Raw genomic sequence first — 14142 nt, forward strand, 5'->3', positions numbered from 1 at the left:
CCGAACGGGAGGAGAAGGCATCGGTGGCGATCGCGTGAACGAGTCGTTTTCCGGCTGGACCAAGACCCTCGCCGTCGTGACACGAGCACTCAGCGATCCTCAAGTTGTTGAGTACACCGCCCGCGACGCGCTGACGGCTGCGAAGCCGTACGTCTTTCGTACGCGGATGCCCGACGTGAGATAAGCACGGCCTCCATCTCTCGACGTGGGCGCGGCAGCCATGGAAGGCGTCAGCAGCCACCCTTCACCCGGCCAAGCGCCGGTACCGTCAAACTCATGCAGTTCGTCCTCAACGGTCGTACCCACACGCTTGACGCCGAGACCGTGCGTGCGCGTGTTCCAGGTGTTCCACCGGACCCAATCCGAATGCACTGGGTGGAGATCGACGGCCGTCGCTGGCCGCCAAAGCAAGCATTTCGTGTCGCTACCGGTATCACGGACGAACCTTTCATCAGTCACTTCGCGGTGCGGTTGTTCTGGCGGCTTGGCTTTCAGACCAGCCCGCTACCGAACATCAATCGACCGGTCATCAAGCCGCATGACCTCGGCCCAGATTCGACTCGGGACGAGGACGGCATCGGTGCAGCAGCATTCGAGATCCTGGACCGGTTCCTGTCGACTGAGTCGCTGACTGCGAAGATCGCGAGATATGAGGCGACGATCGATGGTGCCGATGCGGCGGCTGCGGAACAGGTACTGGAGGCATCGGGGTTTGACGGCGACCTCGTCGATAGCGCGTTGATCGTGCGCGAACGAGTGGGGATGCTCGACACGCTGATCCACGCGGCAGTGATCATGCAGGTGCTTCCGATCATCCTTGGACCCGGTGAGGTCGTCTCGAAACGTCCATCGTTGGGCGCGGGCAACGATCCAGGGAGAGTCTTCGATTTGGAGACAAACCAGCGGGTCGCGGAGTTCAAACTGTCGTCGTGGAAGGGCGCCGACAGCATGCGTCAGCGTGGCTTGTTCGCCGACGTCGTAGGCCTGTCGATGGACACCACCGGCCGGCGTCGCGAGGTGTACGTCGTTGGCGCGTTACCTGTCCGGTTCCTCACAACCAGTAATCGCAATGCTGCTAGGACATTGTCGAAGGCGGCGCTCAAGTTGCGGAGCCCGCAGGGTCTCACCGATCAGATGACTGTCGCGGAGTACACGCGCAATGCAGAAGTCGAGGTGGTTGACCTTACGAACCTGATCCCGAAGCTGCGCTGACCTGCCGTGAGGATCCGTGCCGAAACCGATGCGGCTCTTGGCTATGACTGCGGCGTCAAGTTGACACGCCGCCGGCGCCATACACTGACCGCTCGATGACTCGGGCGACCATTTAATCAGTCTTCAAGGCGTGTCGCCGTCAATCTTCGCAGCGAACATTGGTCGAATCGGGGTTTGATCAAAGTAGGGGCAGTTTTCAGGTCGTTTTGGCATCGAGAATCGCACAACTTGGAAGTTTGTTCGAGGTGAGAACTGTTCTCGCTGACAAGGGGTCGCGATGTTTCTGCAGGTCAGGAACATGGCGATCGGCGCGGCAGTAGTTATGTAAAGTTACTCGGGCGTACAGCCTGTGAGCTCGCGAGTAGGTGCACCGGTGGTCGACGATGTCTGGGGCGGGGACGGGGATTAGTCGTCTGGGCATCTGCTGGGACGGTTCAGCCGGACGACTCGGATATTGTCGAGCACGCCGCCGACTCCCGACCGACCGGGCGCGTTGACCGTCGTGTCAGCCACGACGAGCACGACCGACGGGAGAACCGGGTCGTCCTCGTCACCCAACGCCGGTCCGCGCGGTCGAGCGGTCTGCCCGTCCCGGGCATCCAACAATTCCTCCAACTGGGCAAGCAGCATCGAGCCGGTACCAGGGTCGGCGGACAGGTGTTGCCCCTGCAGCGGCGATTGCGGTGAGTCGCAGTGGGGCAGCCATTGCAACCACTCCCACCGGCCGCGATGACGCACCGAAGTCAGGCACGCGACCACCACGTCGGCTGGGGAGTGCAACCCGACGATCTGGGCGAGCACTGCTCGCGCCACCCCGTCGAGCTGCGACGAACCGCCGCAGACGCCGATTCCGACCGCAGGTCTGCGGTCACTGCAGCCTCCGGCAGCACGCACGCCATGCTCCGAGGCGACCGCGCGGGCCTCCGACAGGAACTCCGGCACTCCGTTCGGGCGCAACTGAGCCACCGTCGTCGACGGCACGATCGTGCCGAGCCCGAGCCGAACTCGCAGAAATTCAGGATGCTCGGGCCGTCGCGACCAGAGCAGATCTGAGCGGTCGAGGATCCCGCGGACGGCCTCGGCCGCCGACGGGTACATCCGCAGACGAAGCTCCCGCTCTCGCTGCAATGCATCAGTGATGTTCTGACTGGTGGCCGACAGCGAGGCGCGGAACGCCGCCGCGTCTGCCGTCGTCTTCTTGCGCGTGATACCGCTGCGACCACCGCGTTGAAACCATCATCAACGGGCTCAGCGCAACGAACAGGATGCTCATCGCGCTGCGCTTGAACGCGAACAACGCCGCGCCCATGACCATCGGCGCGAAGAGAGCAAGCAACGGGAACGACGGGACGTCGACGGGTTGCGGCACCTCGACCGCATGATCACGCGGGATCGACGGCGGCTCGATCGAGCCGAGCGCGGGGACGCGAGGCCTGGCCAGTACGACATCGGACAGTACGGCGACCTCCAGGGTCGCCCGACGGAACGGCGGCCAGGGGCGGACTCGAGTACGATCACATCCCTTCGAAGGCATCGCTCGTCCGGGCGTTGGAAGACAGGTACGGTCGAACCGTCGATCCGTCGATTCGTGGGAGCGAAACGCCGTCTAGCGTGACGCGACCGCAGTCGCGATCACAGTCGTGCAGCACCGTGCCGGCTGCACGCACGGATACAAGAACTCCGATGCTCGGATCCAGCAGGATGCAGCAGATCTCCGCGCAGCCATGGAGGCCGACCTCGCGGCGCGCCGAAGCACGCTGCGGGAGCAGGGAGTGCCGGGCACGACGATCGATGAGATCCTGGGATCCGACGCGCCAACAACGGGAGATGGTAACCATGACAGCGCCCCGAACCCTTCCGCCGGGTGAGATCGGTGTCTTCGACGCTGCGCTCGCCGGCGATGCGAGCGCGTTCGGCGGGGCCATCGCACTCCTGGGTCCCGGCATGGAGTCCGAGGAGTACGAGCGCCCCAACGGCGGGACCGACCTCATGCTCCACTACGCCGCGACCGGAGGCAGCATCAGACTCCGCGGCGGAAATCCCATCGTGATCCGCATCCCGCTGCGCTCCGACGCAGGCGAGCCGACCTACCGCGACCCCGCCGCGCTCATCGAGGGGCTCGACGGCGAGAGCACCCGTGGCGAGGTCGAGGCGCTCCTCGGCGAGCCTGACCGTGCAAGCCAGATCATGGACCTCTATCGCTACGGCGATCACTATCTGCGCTTCGACTATCAGCGCGGCCGCGTCGAGGTCGTCTCGATGACGATCTCGGGCGTGGAAGACTGACGCTGCTAGCGTTCTCCTGACGTGCCTGCCCACGCGCGACTCGACCCTGAGGATGAACTGATGACGACCATCACCGGTGACTGCGGACCCTACCTTGCCGTGCTCGGCCTCGCTGAGGATGACGCAGCCGTCCAGGCGATCATGGAGCAGCAGAAGGGCAAGGCGACGACCGAGACCTTCAAGGGCCCGTTCAGGCACTATGTGAGCTACGACAAGAGCGGCGTGGGCTTCGTGTTCGACGAGCAGGGGCTGATGCAGGTGTCGTTCTACGTCGTCGCGCATGGCGGCTTCGACGCGTATCCCGGCCGGGCCACGCTCATCAGCGGCCTCGATGACTACACCAGGGACGGTGTTCGTGCTGCGTTCGGCGAGCCGACGGAGTCTCGCAGCGATGAATGGGATCTCTATGAGGTCGACGACCGCGTCGTGCACTTCGAGTAGGACGACGAGGGTGTCGTCTGGACCGCGCGCGTGTTGCGCGAGCGCGTCGACGGCTGACGCCGTCACGCGAACGCTCGACGGCGACATCGACGCGAAGGCCGTCGAGATTCACGGCGAGGTGCCATACGGCGAGTCGTTCACGTCCCAATGCGACGAGCCGCCGCGATGCGATGGCAAATGGCTTGAATCCGGAGATGCTCGCCGCGACGCACCGCCTCGACGGCACAGCAGGCGGCGACTGGAACGACATCTCGGGCCTCGGTGACTCGAGCATCAACTCGTCGCTCGGGTCGCAGTGGGGATCGCGGAAGCAGGAGCTCATGGCGGCGATCGAGACGCTGCAGCAGAACAACCCCAACCTCGACCTCAGCACGGTGCCGATGTCGATGTCGATGTTCCTGCCTACACTGCAGAACCGTGATCGAGATTGCTGACTTCGTCGCCCATGCGCCCGTCCCTGCTGCCACGATCGACCGGTACCGGGGGCGGGTGTCCGATGAGCTGATCGACATCTGGGAACGCTACGGGTACGGGTCGTTCGCCGACGGGTTCTTCCAGATCATCGACCCCGACCTCTACCTCGACCAGCTCGGCACCGAAGGCATCGGCTACGTGCCCCGCGTCGAAGGCGCCGAATCGATCCCCATCCTCACCACCGGACTCGCCGACCTCGTCTGCTGGGAACCCGACGAGTCCGGCCTCAGCGCCACGGTCTTCCGCAACAACACAGGCACCGGTCTCGGCAGCAGCCTGAAGACGCTCTTCACGATCCTGAATCAGCATGGCATCGCACTGCTTGCCGACCGCATCGACTACGAGATGTATCCGAAGGCCGTCGCCGCGCACGGGCCGCTCGCGTACGGGGAGTCGTTCATGTACGTGCCCCTGCTGTCGCTGGGCGGTGCGAAGGACGTCGCGAACATGCACAAGCGCGAGACCAGCACGGCGATGCGCATCTTCCTCGAGTTCCAAGGCCCCGTGCAACACTGAGCGTCGTCACGACGCACCGCGCCGGGCAGCGGGAGCTCGGCGGCCGCTTCGAGCGGGAGCCTCGCCCCGTTCGAGCTCCGCGCGGCGGGTTCAGGACCGACGACGCAAGCGCCGGCGTCATGGCCGTTGACCTCGAGGGTGAGGGGACCGGGTTCCCTGCCGACCTTCGACGAGATGCTCGTCGTGGGCCGATGTTCGCTACGGTCGCATGTGAGGCTGCCGCGTGCCGCGACCCGATGGCGTCGCCCGGCCGCCGCCTCCACACCTCACTGACGTGCCGACCTTCGATGGGATCCGACCGTGGCGATGAACCTCCCGCATGAGCTTGCGTGGGTGCTGCAGATGCTCGACTTCGAGTGGCCCGAGGTCGATGAGGACGAGCTGAACCGTGGCGCGCAGCTGGTGCGGCAGTACGGCGAGGACCTGTCCACGAGCATCGTCCGCATCGACGCGATCATCATCAACCAGATCGTGCCCGCCTACCATTCACCCGGGGGCACCGGCAATGTGCGCACGCGTCCGCTCATTTCCCAGCCGTCGTTCGGGCCGCCGTCGATCTCGAACGGGCTGCGCCCGACGAGCATGGTCCACAACGTCGCCGCCAGGGAATACACGTCGCCTTCACGGCCGAACACGGCACCGTCGACGAGTCGCTCGGGAGGTGCCCACGGCACGGAAACCCCGACGCCCTCGGCTGCAGCGGCACCGGGTGCGGTGCTGACCGAGATTCCGAAGTCGGTCAGGGCCGGGCGGCCGTACTCGGTGAACAGGATGTTGGCAGGTTTGACGTCACGGTGCAGGATGCCGAGGCGGTGCGCTGTCTCGACCGCACCCGATACTTGAATGATGATCTCCAACGCCTTCGCGACATCCATCGGTCGCCGGCGGATCCGCTTGTCGAGGCCGGGCGGTGGGCAATAGTCCATCACCAGTTTCTCCACCGTCACGAACACCCCGTGCCTGAGATCGAGCACGTCGCCGGAGACCAGGGGCACCTGCGCATCAGGAAGCCGGGTGGGCGGGTTTCGGCGCCGCGTTCCATGTTGTCAAGCTCGGCACCCAGGCTGTGGCCGAGGTTCTTCGGCGGGTGTGCAGCAGGAGATCCGCGGTCATCGCGGCCCTCATGCACCGCGCACTGACCTAAGGCGCGTGCTCGCGGCGCTTGGTATCAACGCGGGTGATAGGCCTCACACTGGCAGCGCATGTGTCGCGCATCGGCGTTTCCCGGGTCGCGCCGTACATCGTCCCGGGGAAGTCAAGCGTCTGTTGGATCGCCCACAACTCCTCGTGCCGGTCCGGTGAGAACAGCTGGGCCGGGTCGCCGACCGCGATCCACCCGATCGGCACGACAGTGTTTGCGGGCAGGGCGCTGTTGATGCCCAGTTCGCTTCCGGTGCCGACGAGTGCACCGGCGAAGACGCTCACTCCGGTGGCGATGAACACCTCGTCCTCGACCGTAGCTGCGTTGAGGTGGGCGTGTGGCCCGACGAGGACGGCGTCGCCTATCGTCAGCGGTGTGTTCGCGCGTCCGCGAAGGACCGCGTTCTCCATCACCAGCACGTTCGAGCCGATGTGGATCCGAGGACGGTACGGCTCGGTTGCGCGTGCCAGGTGGCGTCCGCGGCGTCCGAACCTGGCGCATACAGTCGGCACATGACGACGACCGACGACGCCAGGCACACCGCAGTCGAAGTCAGGGGAGCCCGGCAGAACAACCTCAAGGACGTCGACCTCGACGTGCCGCGCGATTCGATCGTCGCGTTCACCGGAGTGTCCGGGTCGGGGAAATCCTCTCTCGCTTTCGGGACGCTTTACGCCGAGTCCCAGCGCCGGTACCTGGAATCGGTCGCACCGTACGCGCGCCGCTTGATCGACCAGGCAGGCGTCCCCGATGTCGACTCGATCGAGGGACTGCCGCCGGCAGTCGCACTGCAACAGCAACGCGGCGGCGGCAACGCCCGATCCACCGTCGCGAGCGTGACGACGCTGTCGAACCTCGTCCGCATGCTGTACTCGCGCGCCGGTTGGTATCCGCCGGGCCAACCGATGCTCTACGCCGAGGACTTCTCGTCCAACACCGTCCAGGGTGCGTGCCCGACCTGCCACGGGATCGGCCGGGTCTACGAGGTCACCGAAGAACAGATGGTGCCCGACCCGTCGCTGACGATCCGCGAGCGCGCCATCGCGTCCTGGCCGCCGGCGTGGCAGGGGCAGAACCAGCGCGACATCCTCGTCTCGATGGGCTACGACGTCGACATCCCGTGGCGCCGCCTGCCGAAGAAGCAGCGCGACTGGATCCTGTTCACCGAGGAGCGCCCGACCGTCCCGGTGTACGCCGGCCTCACTCCGGCCCAGACGAAGCGAGCGATCAAGAAGGACCTCGAACCGAGCTACCAAGGCACCTTCGTCGGCGCTCGCCGGTACGTGCTGGACACCTTCGCCTCCACCAAGAGCGCGATCGTGAAGCGCCGCGTCTCGCAATTCGTCACCAGTGCTGTGTGCCCCACCTGTCACGGCAAGCAACTCAAGGTCGAATCGCTGTCGGTCACGTTCGAGGGCTTCGACATCGCCGAGTTCGCCGCGCTGCCGCTGGATCAGGTGGCCGACATCGCGCGGCGTGTGATCGCCGACGATCGGGTGCCGGTCGAGGGCACGGCAGGCGAAGCGTTGGACGACGCCTCCCGGGCGCGTGCCAGAAAGGCGCGGGTGGATGCCGGTGGTGCGTCCCATGACGCGGCACCCGACGTCCGTCGCACCTCGAACATCTCGGCGGAGAAGCAGGCCGCGGCCGGTCGCCTGTGCGCCGAACTGCTCGAACGACTGCAACCGATGATCGATCTCGGCCTCGGGTACCTCTCTATGGGGCGGACGACACCAACCCTCTCCGGCGGTGAACTGCAGCGGCTACGGCTGGCAACTCAGTTGTCGTCCAAGCTTTTCGGTGTCGTGTACGTGCTGGACGAACCGTCCGCCGGCCTCCACCCGCGTGACCTCGAAGCGCTGCTCGGCATCCTGCGCGGACTCAAGCAGCGCGGCAACAGCGTGTTCGTGGTGGAGCACTCGATACCGGTGGTCAAGGAGGCCGACTGGCTGGTGGACATCGGACCCGGCGCCGGCGAGCAGGGCGGACGCGTCCTGTTCAGCGGCGAACCCTCGGGTCTCGAGGACGTCGAGGAATCGGTCACCCGCCGCTACCTGTTCGCGCCTCCCACACCGGCGTCCAGGCGGCCCCGCGAGCCGCAAGGCTGGCTGCGATTCGCGGACGTCAGCCGCAACAACCTGCACGAGGTCAAGGTGCAGTTCCCGCTGGGATGTCTGACCGCGGTCACCGGCATCTCCGGGTCGGGCAAGTCGAGCCTGGTCAGTCAGGCCGTGCCCACGCTGGTCGAGGCCGCTCTCGGTCGGTCCACGACAGTGGAGCTCGAGGACGGGGACGACGACGTCGACCTGTTGCTCACCGGCGATCAGGGTTCGGTGCACGGGTACGTCGAAGGTGGCCGCGAAGGACTCGGAGGTCTGCGTCGAGTGGTTGCGATCGACCAGAAACCGATCGGTCGCACCCCTCGGTCGAATGTCGCCACCTACACCGGACTGTTCGACCACGTCCGCAAGTTGTACGCGGCGACCCCGGAGGCCCGTCGGCGCCACTACAAGGCCGGCCGGTTCTCGTTCAACGTCGCCGCCGGACGATGCCCGACGTGTGAGGGAGAGGGCTCGGTCATGGTCGAGTTGCTGTTCCTGCCGAGCATCTACAGCCCGTGCCCCACGTGTCACGGCACACGGTTCAAGGAGAGCACGCTCGAGATCACCTGGCACGACCGGAACATCGCCGACGTCCTGGCGATGAGCGTGGACGAAGCCCACGAATTCTTCGCCGATGAGACCGAGATCGAGCGCTCGCTGCACGTACTGCGCGACGTCGGGTTGGGATATCTGCGCCTCGGCCAGCCCGCGCCCGAACTCTCCGGAGGCGAAGCGCAGCGGGTGAAGCTGGCCTCCGAACTGCAGCGTGCCCACCGGGGCGACGCCCTCTACGTCCTCGACGAACCCACTGCGGGTCTGCACAGTGCCGACAGCGACCGCCTGATGGCGCATCTGCAGGGCCTGGTCGACGCCGGCAACACCGTAGTCATGGTCGAGTTGGACATGCGCATGGTCGCCCAGGCCGACCACGTGATCGATCTGGGTCCCGGCGCCGGTGACGACGGCGGACGCATCGTCGCCACCGGCACCCCCGGCGAAGTCGCCGCCGACGCCGACAGCCTCACGGCCGCGTACCTGAGGGACGTCCTGGCGGGCAGATCCTGAGAAGAGGAGCGCCGCAAGCGCCGGGTCAGCAACGAGGTCAATTCCAACGTCCACGATCCATATCACGAGATATCATTACCTGATGTCGACGGTTGCTGAATTACGTGCCGCTGCGGGAATCAGTCAGGCTGAGTTGGCCCGCCGCAGCGGTGTTGCGCAACCGAACATCGCCGCCTACGAAACCGGTCGCCGACGTCCGTCCCCCCAGATGCTGGATCGCTTGCGGGATGCCCTCCGGCCGCGCCCGAGTGAACTGTTGAAGCATCACCGTGCCGAGGTGTTGGCGATCCTGTCCGGTCACGGCCTCACGTCTGCGCGGGTGTTCGGGTCGGTGGCTCGCGGCGATGACACTCCGGGCAGCGATATCGACCTCGTCGTCGAGATCGGCCGTGACGGCGACGTGCTCGACCTGATCGATGCCGCCGACGAGTTGGAGCAGTTGCTCGGTTGCGCAGTGGATCTGGTGACGGCTCGGGCACTTTGGTCGGGGCACGAGATCGATCGCACCTCGGTGCCGCTCTGAGTTTGCTGGACGAGAGGTACGGCCCCGGCACATCCGACAAGCTGTCCGACATCTCACGACTGTGCCGGAGAGCTGAGCAGCTCGCGGCACGTGGACGAGAGTGGTACGACAGTGATCCCGACCTCGAGGTGCCCAAGCTTGCTGCAGATTCTCTCGTGCTCAAGCTGGGCGAAGCGGTGCGGCGGCTCCCCGAGGCGTTCCTCGATAAGCATCGCCGAGACACGTCGTGGCGGCGGGCCATCGGCATGCGCAACCGCCTCGCTCACGAGTACGACGCAGTCGACTACGAACTCGTCTGGGCCGTCGTGTCCCGTCACGCCGAACAACTACGGGCCGAGGTCGACGAACTGCTCGGCACGTAGGGCATGGCGCACCCCGAAATTCACGCACGGACGACTCCCGTCGGTCGGTGCTTCGTCGGTACGGTCGGAATCATCCCGACCACCAGGAGGAGCCATGCCCACGGAGTGGAGCGACAAGGACGAGCGGCAGTACGAGCACGTGAAGGAGTCCGAAGAAGACCAGGGTCGCAGCGAGGACCGCGCCGAGGAGATCGCCGCGGCCACTGTGAACAAGCAGCGCAGCAAGGAAGGCCGGAGTAAGGAGTCGAAGGACCACGAGTGAGGTCGCCGAGTCGGATGAGTGTCCTGGATCGATGCTTTCAGCCGCTTGGTCGACGTCCGCGCGGCGAGCATCAACGGGCTGGACAAGATGGTGCGCAACGGCGAGTTCAAGCAGCTCCTCGAGTACGAACGGGCGTTCGTGCTGGTCATGAGGCTGAGCGCACCGGACGTTAACCTCGCCGCATGACTGAGTCTCCCAATCCCGGCCGCCGCGGTCCCGACGTCACCTGCGTCGAACTCGTCGGCGGAGTGGAGAAGCGCGACCTCGTCATCGAAGAATACGACCCGTCCTGGACCAGCGCTTTCACCGAGCACGAGCATCGCATCAGGGCGGCTCTGGGGGAGACCGCGAAGCAGGTCGAACACATCGGCTCCACCTCGGTGCCCGGACTCGCGGCCAAGCCGATCATCGACATCCTCGTGGTCGTCGACGACGTCACCGCCGAGGAGGACTACCTGCCGCAACTCCTGGACACCGGTTACATGTTGCGGGTTCGTGAGCCCGGGCACCGGCTCGTACGCACCCCCGAACTCGACGTGCACGTGCACATCCTCGAGACCGGCGACGTGGCCGCTGACGATTACCTGTTGTTGCGCGACCGATTGCGCACCGACCAGGGCGATCGAGAACTGTACGAACGCACCAAGCGGGACCTCGTCGCTCAGGACTGGCCGGACATGAACGCGTACTCGGACGCCAAGGGTCAGGTGATCGCCGAGATCAAGCAGCGCGCCCGTGACAACCGGGGTTAATTCGCCCCCACAACCTGGGTAAACCGGTTCGGATCGATCGGCCGCGTGCAGCTCGTCGGTGTCGTGAACCTTCTTCAGGTTGCGGCTGGACCAGGCGGATGTCGCCGGTGTGGTTGCGGTACAGCTCGCGGGTGAGTTCTTCGGCGATCTTCCCGTTCGCACCGAGGACGGTCTGCATCGTGATTTCTGCCTGAATCAGCTCGACTTCTGTGAGGACTCAGTCTCCTCGTCGCCCTGGTTCGTCGCCCAGAGGGCCCACGCCACCAGCAGCGGCTGGAACGCGAGCCGGACGGCGCGCTTGGTGTCGGTGTCCAGACCGAAACCGTCCTTCTGCTCCAGGAACTGGCTGATGTTGCCGGGGAACACGGCGACGAAGAACGCGGCGATGATCCTGCCGACCGTCTTCTGGTTCCAACCGGAGATCAGCGCCAGCCCCTGCACGATCTCCACTACGCCGGAAGCGAGGACGACGGCGTCCTTGTCGGCGGGGAACCAGTCGGGCACCTGAGCCTGGAACTCCTGGCGGGCGAAAGTGAGGTGACCGGTGCCGGCGAAGGTCAGGAACGAGCCGAGTGCGACGCGGGCGAGAGTACGGCCTGTGGACATGGTGTCTCCATTTGCTGAGGCGGTGGCGGGCCCTTCGAACCTAACGCGGCCTGGGCGATTCGACGGTTGCGGGAAGCAGGTTTGTCCATGGTTGGGGAATCGGTGCGGCGTCGGGCTGTTTGCGCTGTCGGCACGCCTGGTTCGGGTGAGCCACCCGCTCGCTGAGCACTTCCGCGGTGCTGCCTGTGCGAGGGTTGCCGGATGACCGAACCTGGACCCCGATTCCGCGTCCGCCCGCTCGGCGGCACCGCCGGCTGCGTGGGCATGATCCTGTTCTCAATCGTCGCCTCGATCATCCTCACGGTGATCCTCAACCTGCTCGCTCGCTGACGGGAGACCGGTCGATCTTCGAGATCGCCCTCGACACACCGGACCACGAGAAGATCGCCCCCTTCTGGGCAGCCGCCCTCGGTTACGAGGTCGACGGGGACGAGGTCCACGGCCAGGCCGGCATCGGACCCACGCTGTGGTTCCAGCATCGGGAGTCTGCCGACGAGCAGCGCTTCCACCTCGACGTCCGGGTGCCGCATGACATCGCTGCACAGCGCATCCACAGGTCGTGGATGCCGGTGGCACCGTCGTCCGTGACGGATCGCCGGCGTACGTCGTCCTGCAGGATGTGGACGGCAACAAGGCGTGCATCTGCACGAACCTCGGGCGTGAGGGTTGGTCCGCACCCTGATCGTCCTTACCACGCGGCTATATCGCTCGCGATAACCCTCGCGGCTAGACCCATCGCCATGTGTGACGTGCTCGCCGAACTGGTTGCCATGGACGAGACCGAGTTCGTGGGGGACGTCCGGACCCAATGGGCAGTGGAGATGGGACTGATCAGGATCGGCGAGACCATCAACCGCATCCCCGACGACGTCCTCGCCCGATTCCCAGCCCTTGATGACCTCGAGGGCGCCGAGATCATGCAACGCGTCGAAGTCATCGTCCTGAGTGACCACCGCAAGCCCATTGGCGAATCATGCGCACACCCTCACCCGCGTAATTCGGCGCGGGAGCGCATGTCGGCCTGATCCGCGGCCTGCCGGCCGTGGTGCCAGCCCTCCCGGTCGAACCTCGCCCGCGACCTGGCCTGTACGACCTGAGGGAAGAGCCGTTCGTAGGTGTCGGTGACGTGCTGGTCGCGTTCGACCAGAGCCGGCAGGCGCTCTCCGCGGGCTGCTCCGCCGAACTCCGATGTTGCAGAACGCTCCTCGACATCGGTGGCTTCCTGCAATCGTTCCCCGATGCGAAAGGCGAACGCGCTGAGGAATGAGGCACGGAACGACCGCGACCGGCGGTGGGCGCCCTGGACCGATCGCTGCCCGGCCGCCGTCATCGTGTTGGTCGCCTGCAGCAGCAGCGAGGTGTAGAGCAACTCGACACCCGACAGGTCGGACGGGAAGCCGACCACCGTGGCGAAACCTAGTTCCTTGCTCCACACGACCTTGCACGAGTTCGCCTCGGCGACCGCGTTGAGCAGTTGCACCTTGGGCTGCTCGTACGGGTTCTCGACGCCGATGCGGGTCGCGCTGGCACCGTCCTTCGGCTGGTCGGTACGCGACGCCGCGAGCATCGCTTCACTGATGCGGTGCCGTGCGATGAGTGAGGCGGCACCGGCGGTGAAGGTCTCGGCCTCGGCCTCGTACGGCGTCGACTCCGCCTTCGCCAACAGCATCCGGACGCGGGTGAGGATCCGATCGTCCACCTCGGTCTCTTGTGGATCGATCGACTTCACCCATTCGCCGGGCCGCGGGCCGACGATCTGCACCGGCGGCAGGATCAGGAGCACGTGCAGGCAACGAGCCGCAGCGTCCATGATCGCCAGCCAACTCATGCCGTCCTGGCGACAGGACATGATCGGATCCTGCGGCGACTCGGCGCCCTCACGCAGTTCGGCGATCTGAGCTCGCCAGCCCGGATGGATCGTGTCTCGCGCGTAGCTGCGCAACTGATGCTCGATCACCCGAAGCGTGAAGTCGGCAACCGGTTTGGTCGAGCGCCGAAGCACCATCCGATGGATGTCGGCGGGCTGCCAGCCACTGTCCCACGCCATCCGCAGGCGATCCTCCAGCGTCTGTCGAACCTCGCGGTGCACCATCGCGCGCATCGCCGGTTGGTCGCATCGGGCAGCCAGCATCACCACGTTGTCGTCGAACCGGGTCATGTCATCGGCCTGCACCGCCACGGCCGCGTCGTGCAGCAGCAGGCGGACATCGTCCTGCGGGTTGTCGTCCGAGCGCGGTAGATCGTCGCCGCGTCCGAAAGCGGCTCCCGTGTGGGGCTGCCGCCTTCGGGGCTTCTGCTTGTGGCGCTTCGTGCTCACGTGGTTGTCCTCTCGTCGGCACGATTCTTACCCCGGTCACCGACAACGGATGGAGGTTTTCCACACGACCTGAGATCCGGTCG

At 65.8% G+C, this 14142-nt stretch carries 21 protein-coding genes and 1 pseudogene; 16 read left to right on the forward strand and 6 right to left on the reverse strand.

Annotation, left to right across the window (positions count from 1 at the left end):
• Both EU513_RS16105 and EU513_RS07850 read left to right on the forward strand, forming a co-directional pair.
• Positions 1-184 (forward strand): hypothetical protein (locus tag EU513_RS16105; RefSeq protein WP_205744702.1); only part of this gene is annotated, 184 nt, incomplete at its 5' end.
• Positions 185-276: 92 nt separating this feature from the next.
• On the forward strand, positions 277-1212 hold the full coding sequence (locus tag EU513_RS07850; RefSeq protein WP_129625353.1) for a hypothetical protein: 936 nt from the start codon (positions 277-279) through the stop codon (positions 1210-1212).
• A gap of 405 nt (positions 1213-1617) precedes the next feature.
• Here EU513_RS07850 and EU513_RS07855 read toward each other — a convergent pair whose 3' ends face one another.
• Positions 1618-2340 (reverse strand): hypothetical protein, encoded by a 723-nt coding sequence (locus EU513_RS07855; protein WP_129625354.1) that lies wholly within the window; start codon positions 2338-2340, stop codon positions 1618-1620.
• Between the two features lie 4 nt (positions 2341-2344).
• Positions 2345-2746 carry a hypothetical protein gene (locus EU513_RS07860; protein ID WP_129625355.1) on the reverse strand — a complete coding sequence of 134 codons (402 nt, stop codon included), beginning with the start codon at positions 2744-2746 and terminating at the stop codon, positions 2345-2347.
• A 302-nt stretch (positions 2747-3048) separates the two neighbouring features.
• On the opposite strand from EU513_RS07860, the gene EU513_RS07865 reads away from it, so the two are divergent.
• The 4 genes from EU513_RS07865 (at position 3049) to EU513_RS07880 (ending at position 4929) form a co-directional block, all read left to right on the forward strand.
• Entirely contained in the window at positions 3049-3498 is a 450-nt protein-coding gene (locus tag EU513_RS07865; RefSeq protein WP_129625356.1) for a hypothetical protein, read from the forward strand.
• 60 nt (positions 3499-3558) lie between these two features.
• Complete coding sequence (locus tag EU513_RS07870) at positions 3559-3939, forward strand: hypothetical protein (RefSeq protein ID WP_129625357.1); 381 nt, start codon at positions 3559-3561, stop codon at positions 3937-3939.
• A gap of 194 nt (positions 3940-4133) precedes the next feature.
• A complete protein-coding gene (locus tag EU513_RS07875; protein WP_205744703.1) occupies positions 4134-4373 on the forward strand; it encodes a polymorphic toxin type 15 domain-containing protein in 240 nt (79 codons plus the stop codon).
• Entirely contained in the window at positions 4357-4929 is a 573-nt protein-coding gene (locus EU513_RS07880; protein ID WP_168990198.1) for a GAD-like domain-containing protein, read from the forward strand. Before EU513_RS07875 ends, EU513_RS07880 begins: the two co-directional genes overlap by 17 nt.
• A 479-nt stretch (positions 4930-5408) precedes the next feature.
• On the opposite strand, the gene EU513_RS07885 is transcribed toward EU513_RS07880, so the two are convergent.
• Both EU513_RS07885 and EU513_RS07890 read right to left on the reverse strand, forming a co-directional pair.
• A complete protein-coding gene (locus tag EU513_RS07885; RefSeq protein WP_129625360.1) occupies positions 5409-5924 on the reverse strand; it encodes a protein kinase in 516 nt (171 codons plus the stop codon).
• Between the two features lie 145 nt (positions 5925-6069).
• Positions 6070-6480: a gamma carbonic anhydrase family protein gene (locus EU513_RS07890; RefSeq protein WP_205744704.1), complete on the reverse strand. Its 411-nt coding sequence runs from the start codon at positions 6478-6480 to the stop codon at positions 6070-6072.
• A gap of 102 nt (positions 6481-6582) precedes the next feature.
• On the opposite strand from EU513_RS07890, the gene EU513_RS07895 reads away from it, so the two are divergent.
• From EU513_RS07895 to EU513_RS07920, 6 genes are all read left to right on the forward strand, one after another.
• Positions 6583-9237 carry an excinuclease ABC subunit UvrA gene (locus EU513_RS07895; RefSeq protein ID WP_129625361.1) on the forward strand — a complete coding sequence of 885 codons (2655 nt, stop codon included), beginning with the start codon at positions 6583-6585 and terminating at the stop codon, positions 9235-9237.
• Between the two features lie 82 nt (positions 9238-9319).
• On the forward strand, positions 9320-9760 hold the full coding sequence (locus EU513_RS07900) for an XRE family transcriptional regulator (RefSeq protein WP_129625362.1): 441 nt from the start codon (positions 9320-9322) through the stop codon (positions 9758-9760).
• A gap of 2 nt (positions 9761-9762) precedes the next feature.
• Positions 9763-10122, forward strand: a complete 360-nt coding sequence (locus EU513_RS07905) for a DUF86 domain-containing protein (RefSeq protein WP_168990199.1) — start codon at positions 9763-9765, stop codon at positions 10120-10122.
• 94 nt (positions 10123-10216) lie between these two features.
• Complete coding sequence (locus tag EU513_RS07910; RefSeq protein WP_205744705.1) at positions 10217-10384, forward strand: hypothetical protein; 168 nt, start codon at positions 10217-10219, stop codon at positions 10382-10384.
• An 18-nt stretch (positions 10385-10402) separates the two neighbouring features.
• Positions 10403-10570 (forward strand): hypothetical protein, encoded by a 168-nt coding sequence (locus tag EU513_RS16350; protein ID WP_240795972.1) that lies wholly within the window; start codon positions 10403-10405, stop codon positions 10568-10570.
• A complete protein-coding gene (locus EU513_RS07920) occupies positions 10567-11136 on the forward strand; it encodes a GrpB family protein (protein WP_129625364.1) in 570 nt (189 codons plus the stop codon). Before EU513_RS16350 ends, EU513_RS07920 begins: the two co-directional genes overlap by 4 nt.
• Positions 11137-11331: 195 nt before the next feature.
• Here the strand turns inward: EU513_RS07920 and EU513_RS07930 are convergent, their stop codons facing one another.
• The gene (locus EU513_RS07930) at positions 11332-11742 is read right to left on the reverse strand and encodes a DoxX family membrane protein (protein ID WP_129625365.1); all 411 of its coding nucleotides are present in this window, start codon (positions 11740-11742) and stop codon (positions 11332-11334) included.
• Between the two features lie 201 nt (positions 11743-11943).
• Here EU513_RS07930 and EU513_RS16540 point away from each other — a divergent pair, with 201 nt between their 5' ends.
• From EU513_RS16540 to EU513_RS16355, 4 genes and pseudogenes are all read left to right on the forward strand, one after another.
• Positions 11944-12072 carry a hypothetical protein gene (locus EU513_RS16540; protein ID WP_255407434.1) on the forward strand — a complete coding sequence of 43 codons (129 nt, stop codon included), beginning with the start codon at positions 11944-11946 and terminating at the stop codon, positions 12070-12072.
• Between the two features lie 23 nt (positions 12073-12095).
• Positions 12096-12272 (forward strand): annotated as a pseudogene (locus EU513_RS16655) (VOC family protein); the annotation flags it as partial.
• Between the two features lie 29 nt (positions 12273-12301).
• Positions 12302-12424: a hypothetical protein gene (locus tag EU513_RS16545; protein WP_255407435.1), complete on the forward strand. Its 123-nt coding sequence runs from the start codon at positions 12302-12304 to the stop codon at positions 12422-12424.
• 58 nt (positions 12425-12482) lie between these two features.
• A complete protein-coding gene (locus tag EU513_RS16355; protein ID WP_129625366.1) occupies positions 12483-12767 on the forward strand; it encodes a HepT-like ribonuclease domain-containing protein in 285 nt (94 codons plus the stop codon).
• Here EU513_RS16355 and EU513_RS07940 read toward each other — a convergent pair.
• Complete coding sequence (locus EU513_RS07940; RefSeq protein WP_129625367.1) at positions 12728-14059, reverse strand: DUF2786 domain-containing protein; 1332 nt, start codon at positions 14057-14059, stop codon at positions 12728-12730. The genes EU513_RS16355 and EU513_RS07940 overlap by 40 nt on opposite strands.
• Between the last annotated feature and the right edge of the window lie 83 nt (positions 14060-14142).

It is taken from the genome of Yimella sp. RIT 621 (genome assembly GCF_004146205.1).
Taxonomy (GTDB): Bacteria; Actinomycetota; Actinomycetes; order Actinomycetales; family Dermatophilaceae; genus Yimella; species Yimella lutea.

Coding starts and splice junctions, on each gene's coding strand:
- EU513_RS07900 (WP_129625362.1), top strand. CDS start 9,320: ATGTCGACGGTTGCTGAATTACGTGCCGCTGCGGGAATCAGTCAGGCT.
- EU513_RS07895 (WP_129625361.1), top strand. CDS start 6,583: ATGACGACGACCGACGACGCCAGGCACACCGCAGTCGAAGTCAGGGGA.
- EU513_RS07850 (WP_129625353.1), top strand. CDS start 277: ATGCAGTTCGTCCTCAACGGTCGTACCCACACGCTTGACGCCGAGACC.
- EU513_RS07930 (WP_129625365.1), bottom strand. CDS start 11,742: ATGTCCACAGGCCGTACTCTCGCCCGCGTCGCACTCGGCTCGTTCCTG.
- EU513_RS07865 (WP_129625356.1), top strand. CDS start 3,049: ATGACAGCGCCCCGAACCCTTCCGCCGGGTGAGATCGGTGTCTTCGAC.
- EU513_RS07875 (WP_205744703.1), top strand. CDS start 4,134: ATGCTCGCCGCGACGCACCGCCTCGACGGCACAGCAGGCGGCGACTGG.
- EU513_RS07910 (WP_205744705.1), top strand. CDS start 10,217: ATGCCCACGGAGTGGAGCGACAAGGACGAGCGGCAGTACGAGCACGTG.
- EU513_RS07860 (WP_129625355.1), bottom strand. CDS start 2,746: ATGCCTTCGAAGGGATGTGATCGTACTCGAGTCCGCCCCTGGCCGCCG.
- EU513_RS16540 (WP_255407434.1), top strand. CDS start 11,944: ATGACCGAACCTGGACCCCGATTCCGCGTCCGCCCGCTCGGCGGCACC.
- EU513_RS07870 (WP_129625357.1), top strand. CDS start 3,559: ATGACGACCATCACCGGTGACTGCGGACCCTACCTTGCCGTGCTCGGC.
- EU513_RS07890 (WP_205744704.1), bottom strand. CDS start 6,480: ATGGAGAACGCGGTCCTTCGCGGACGCGCGAACACACCGCTGACGATA.
- EU513_RS07920 (WP_129625364.1), top strand. CDS start 10,567: ATGACTGAGTCTCCCAATCCCGGCCGCCGCGGTCCCGACGTCACCTGC.
- EU513_RS16355 (WP_129625366.1), top strand. CDS start 12,483: ATGTGTGACGTGCTCGCCGAACTGGTTGCCATGGACGAGACCGAGTTC.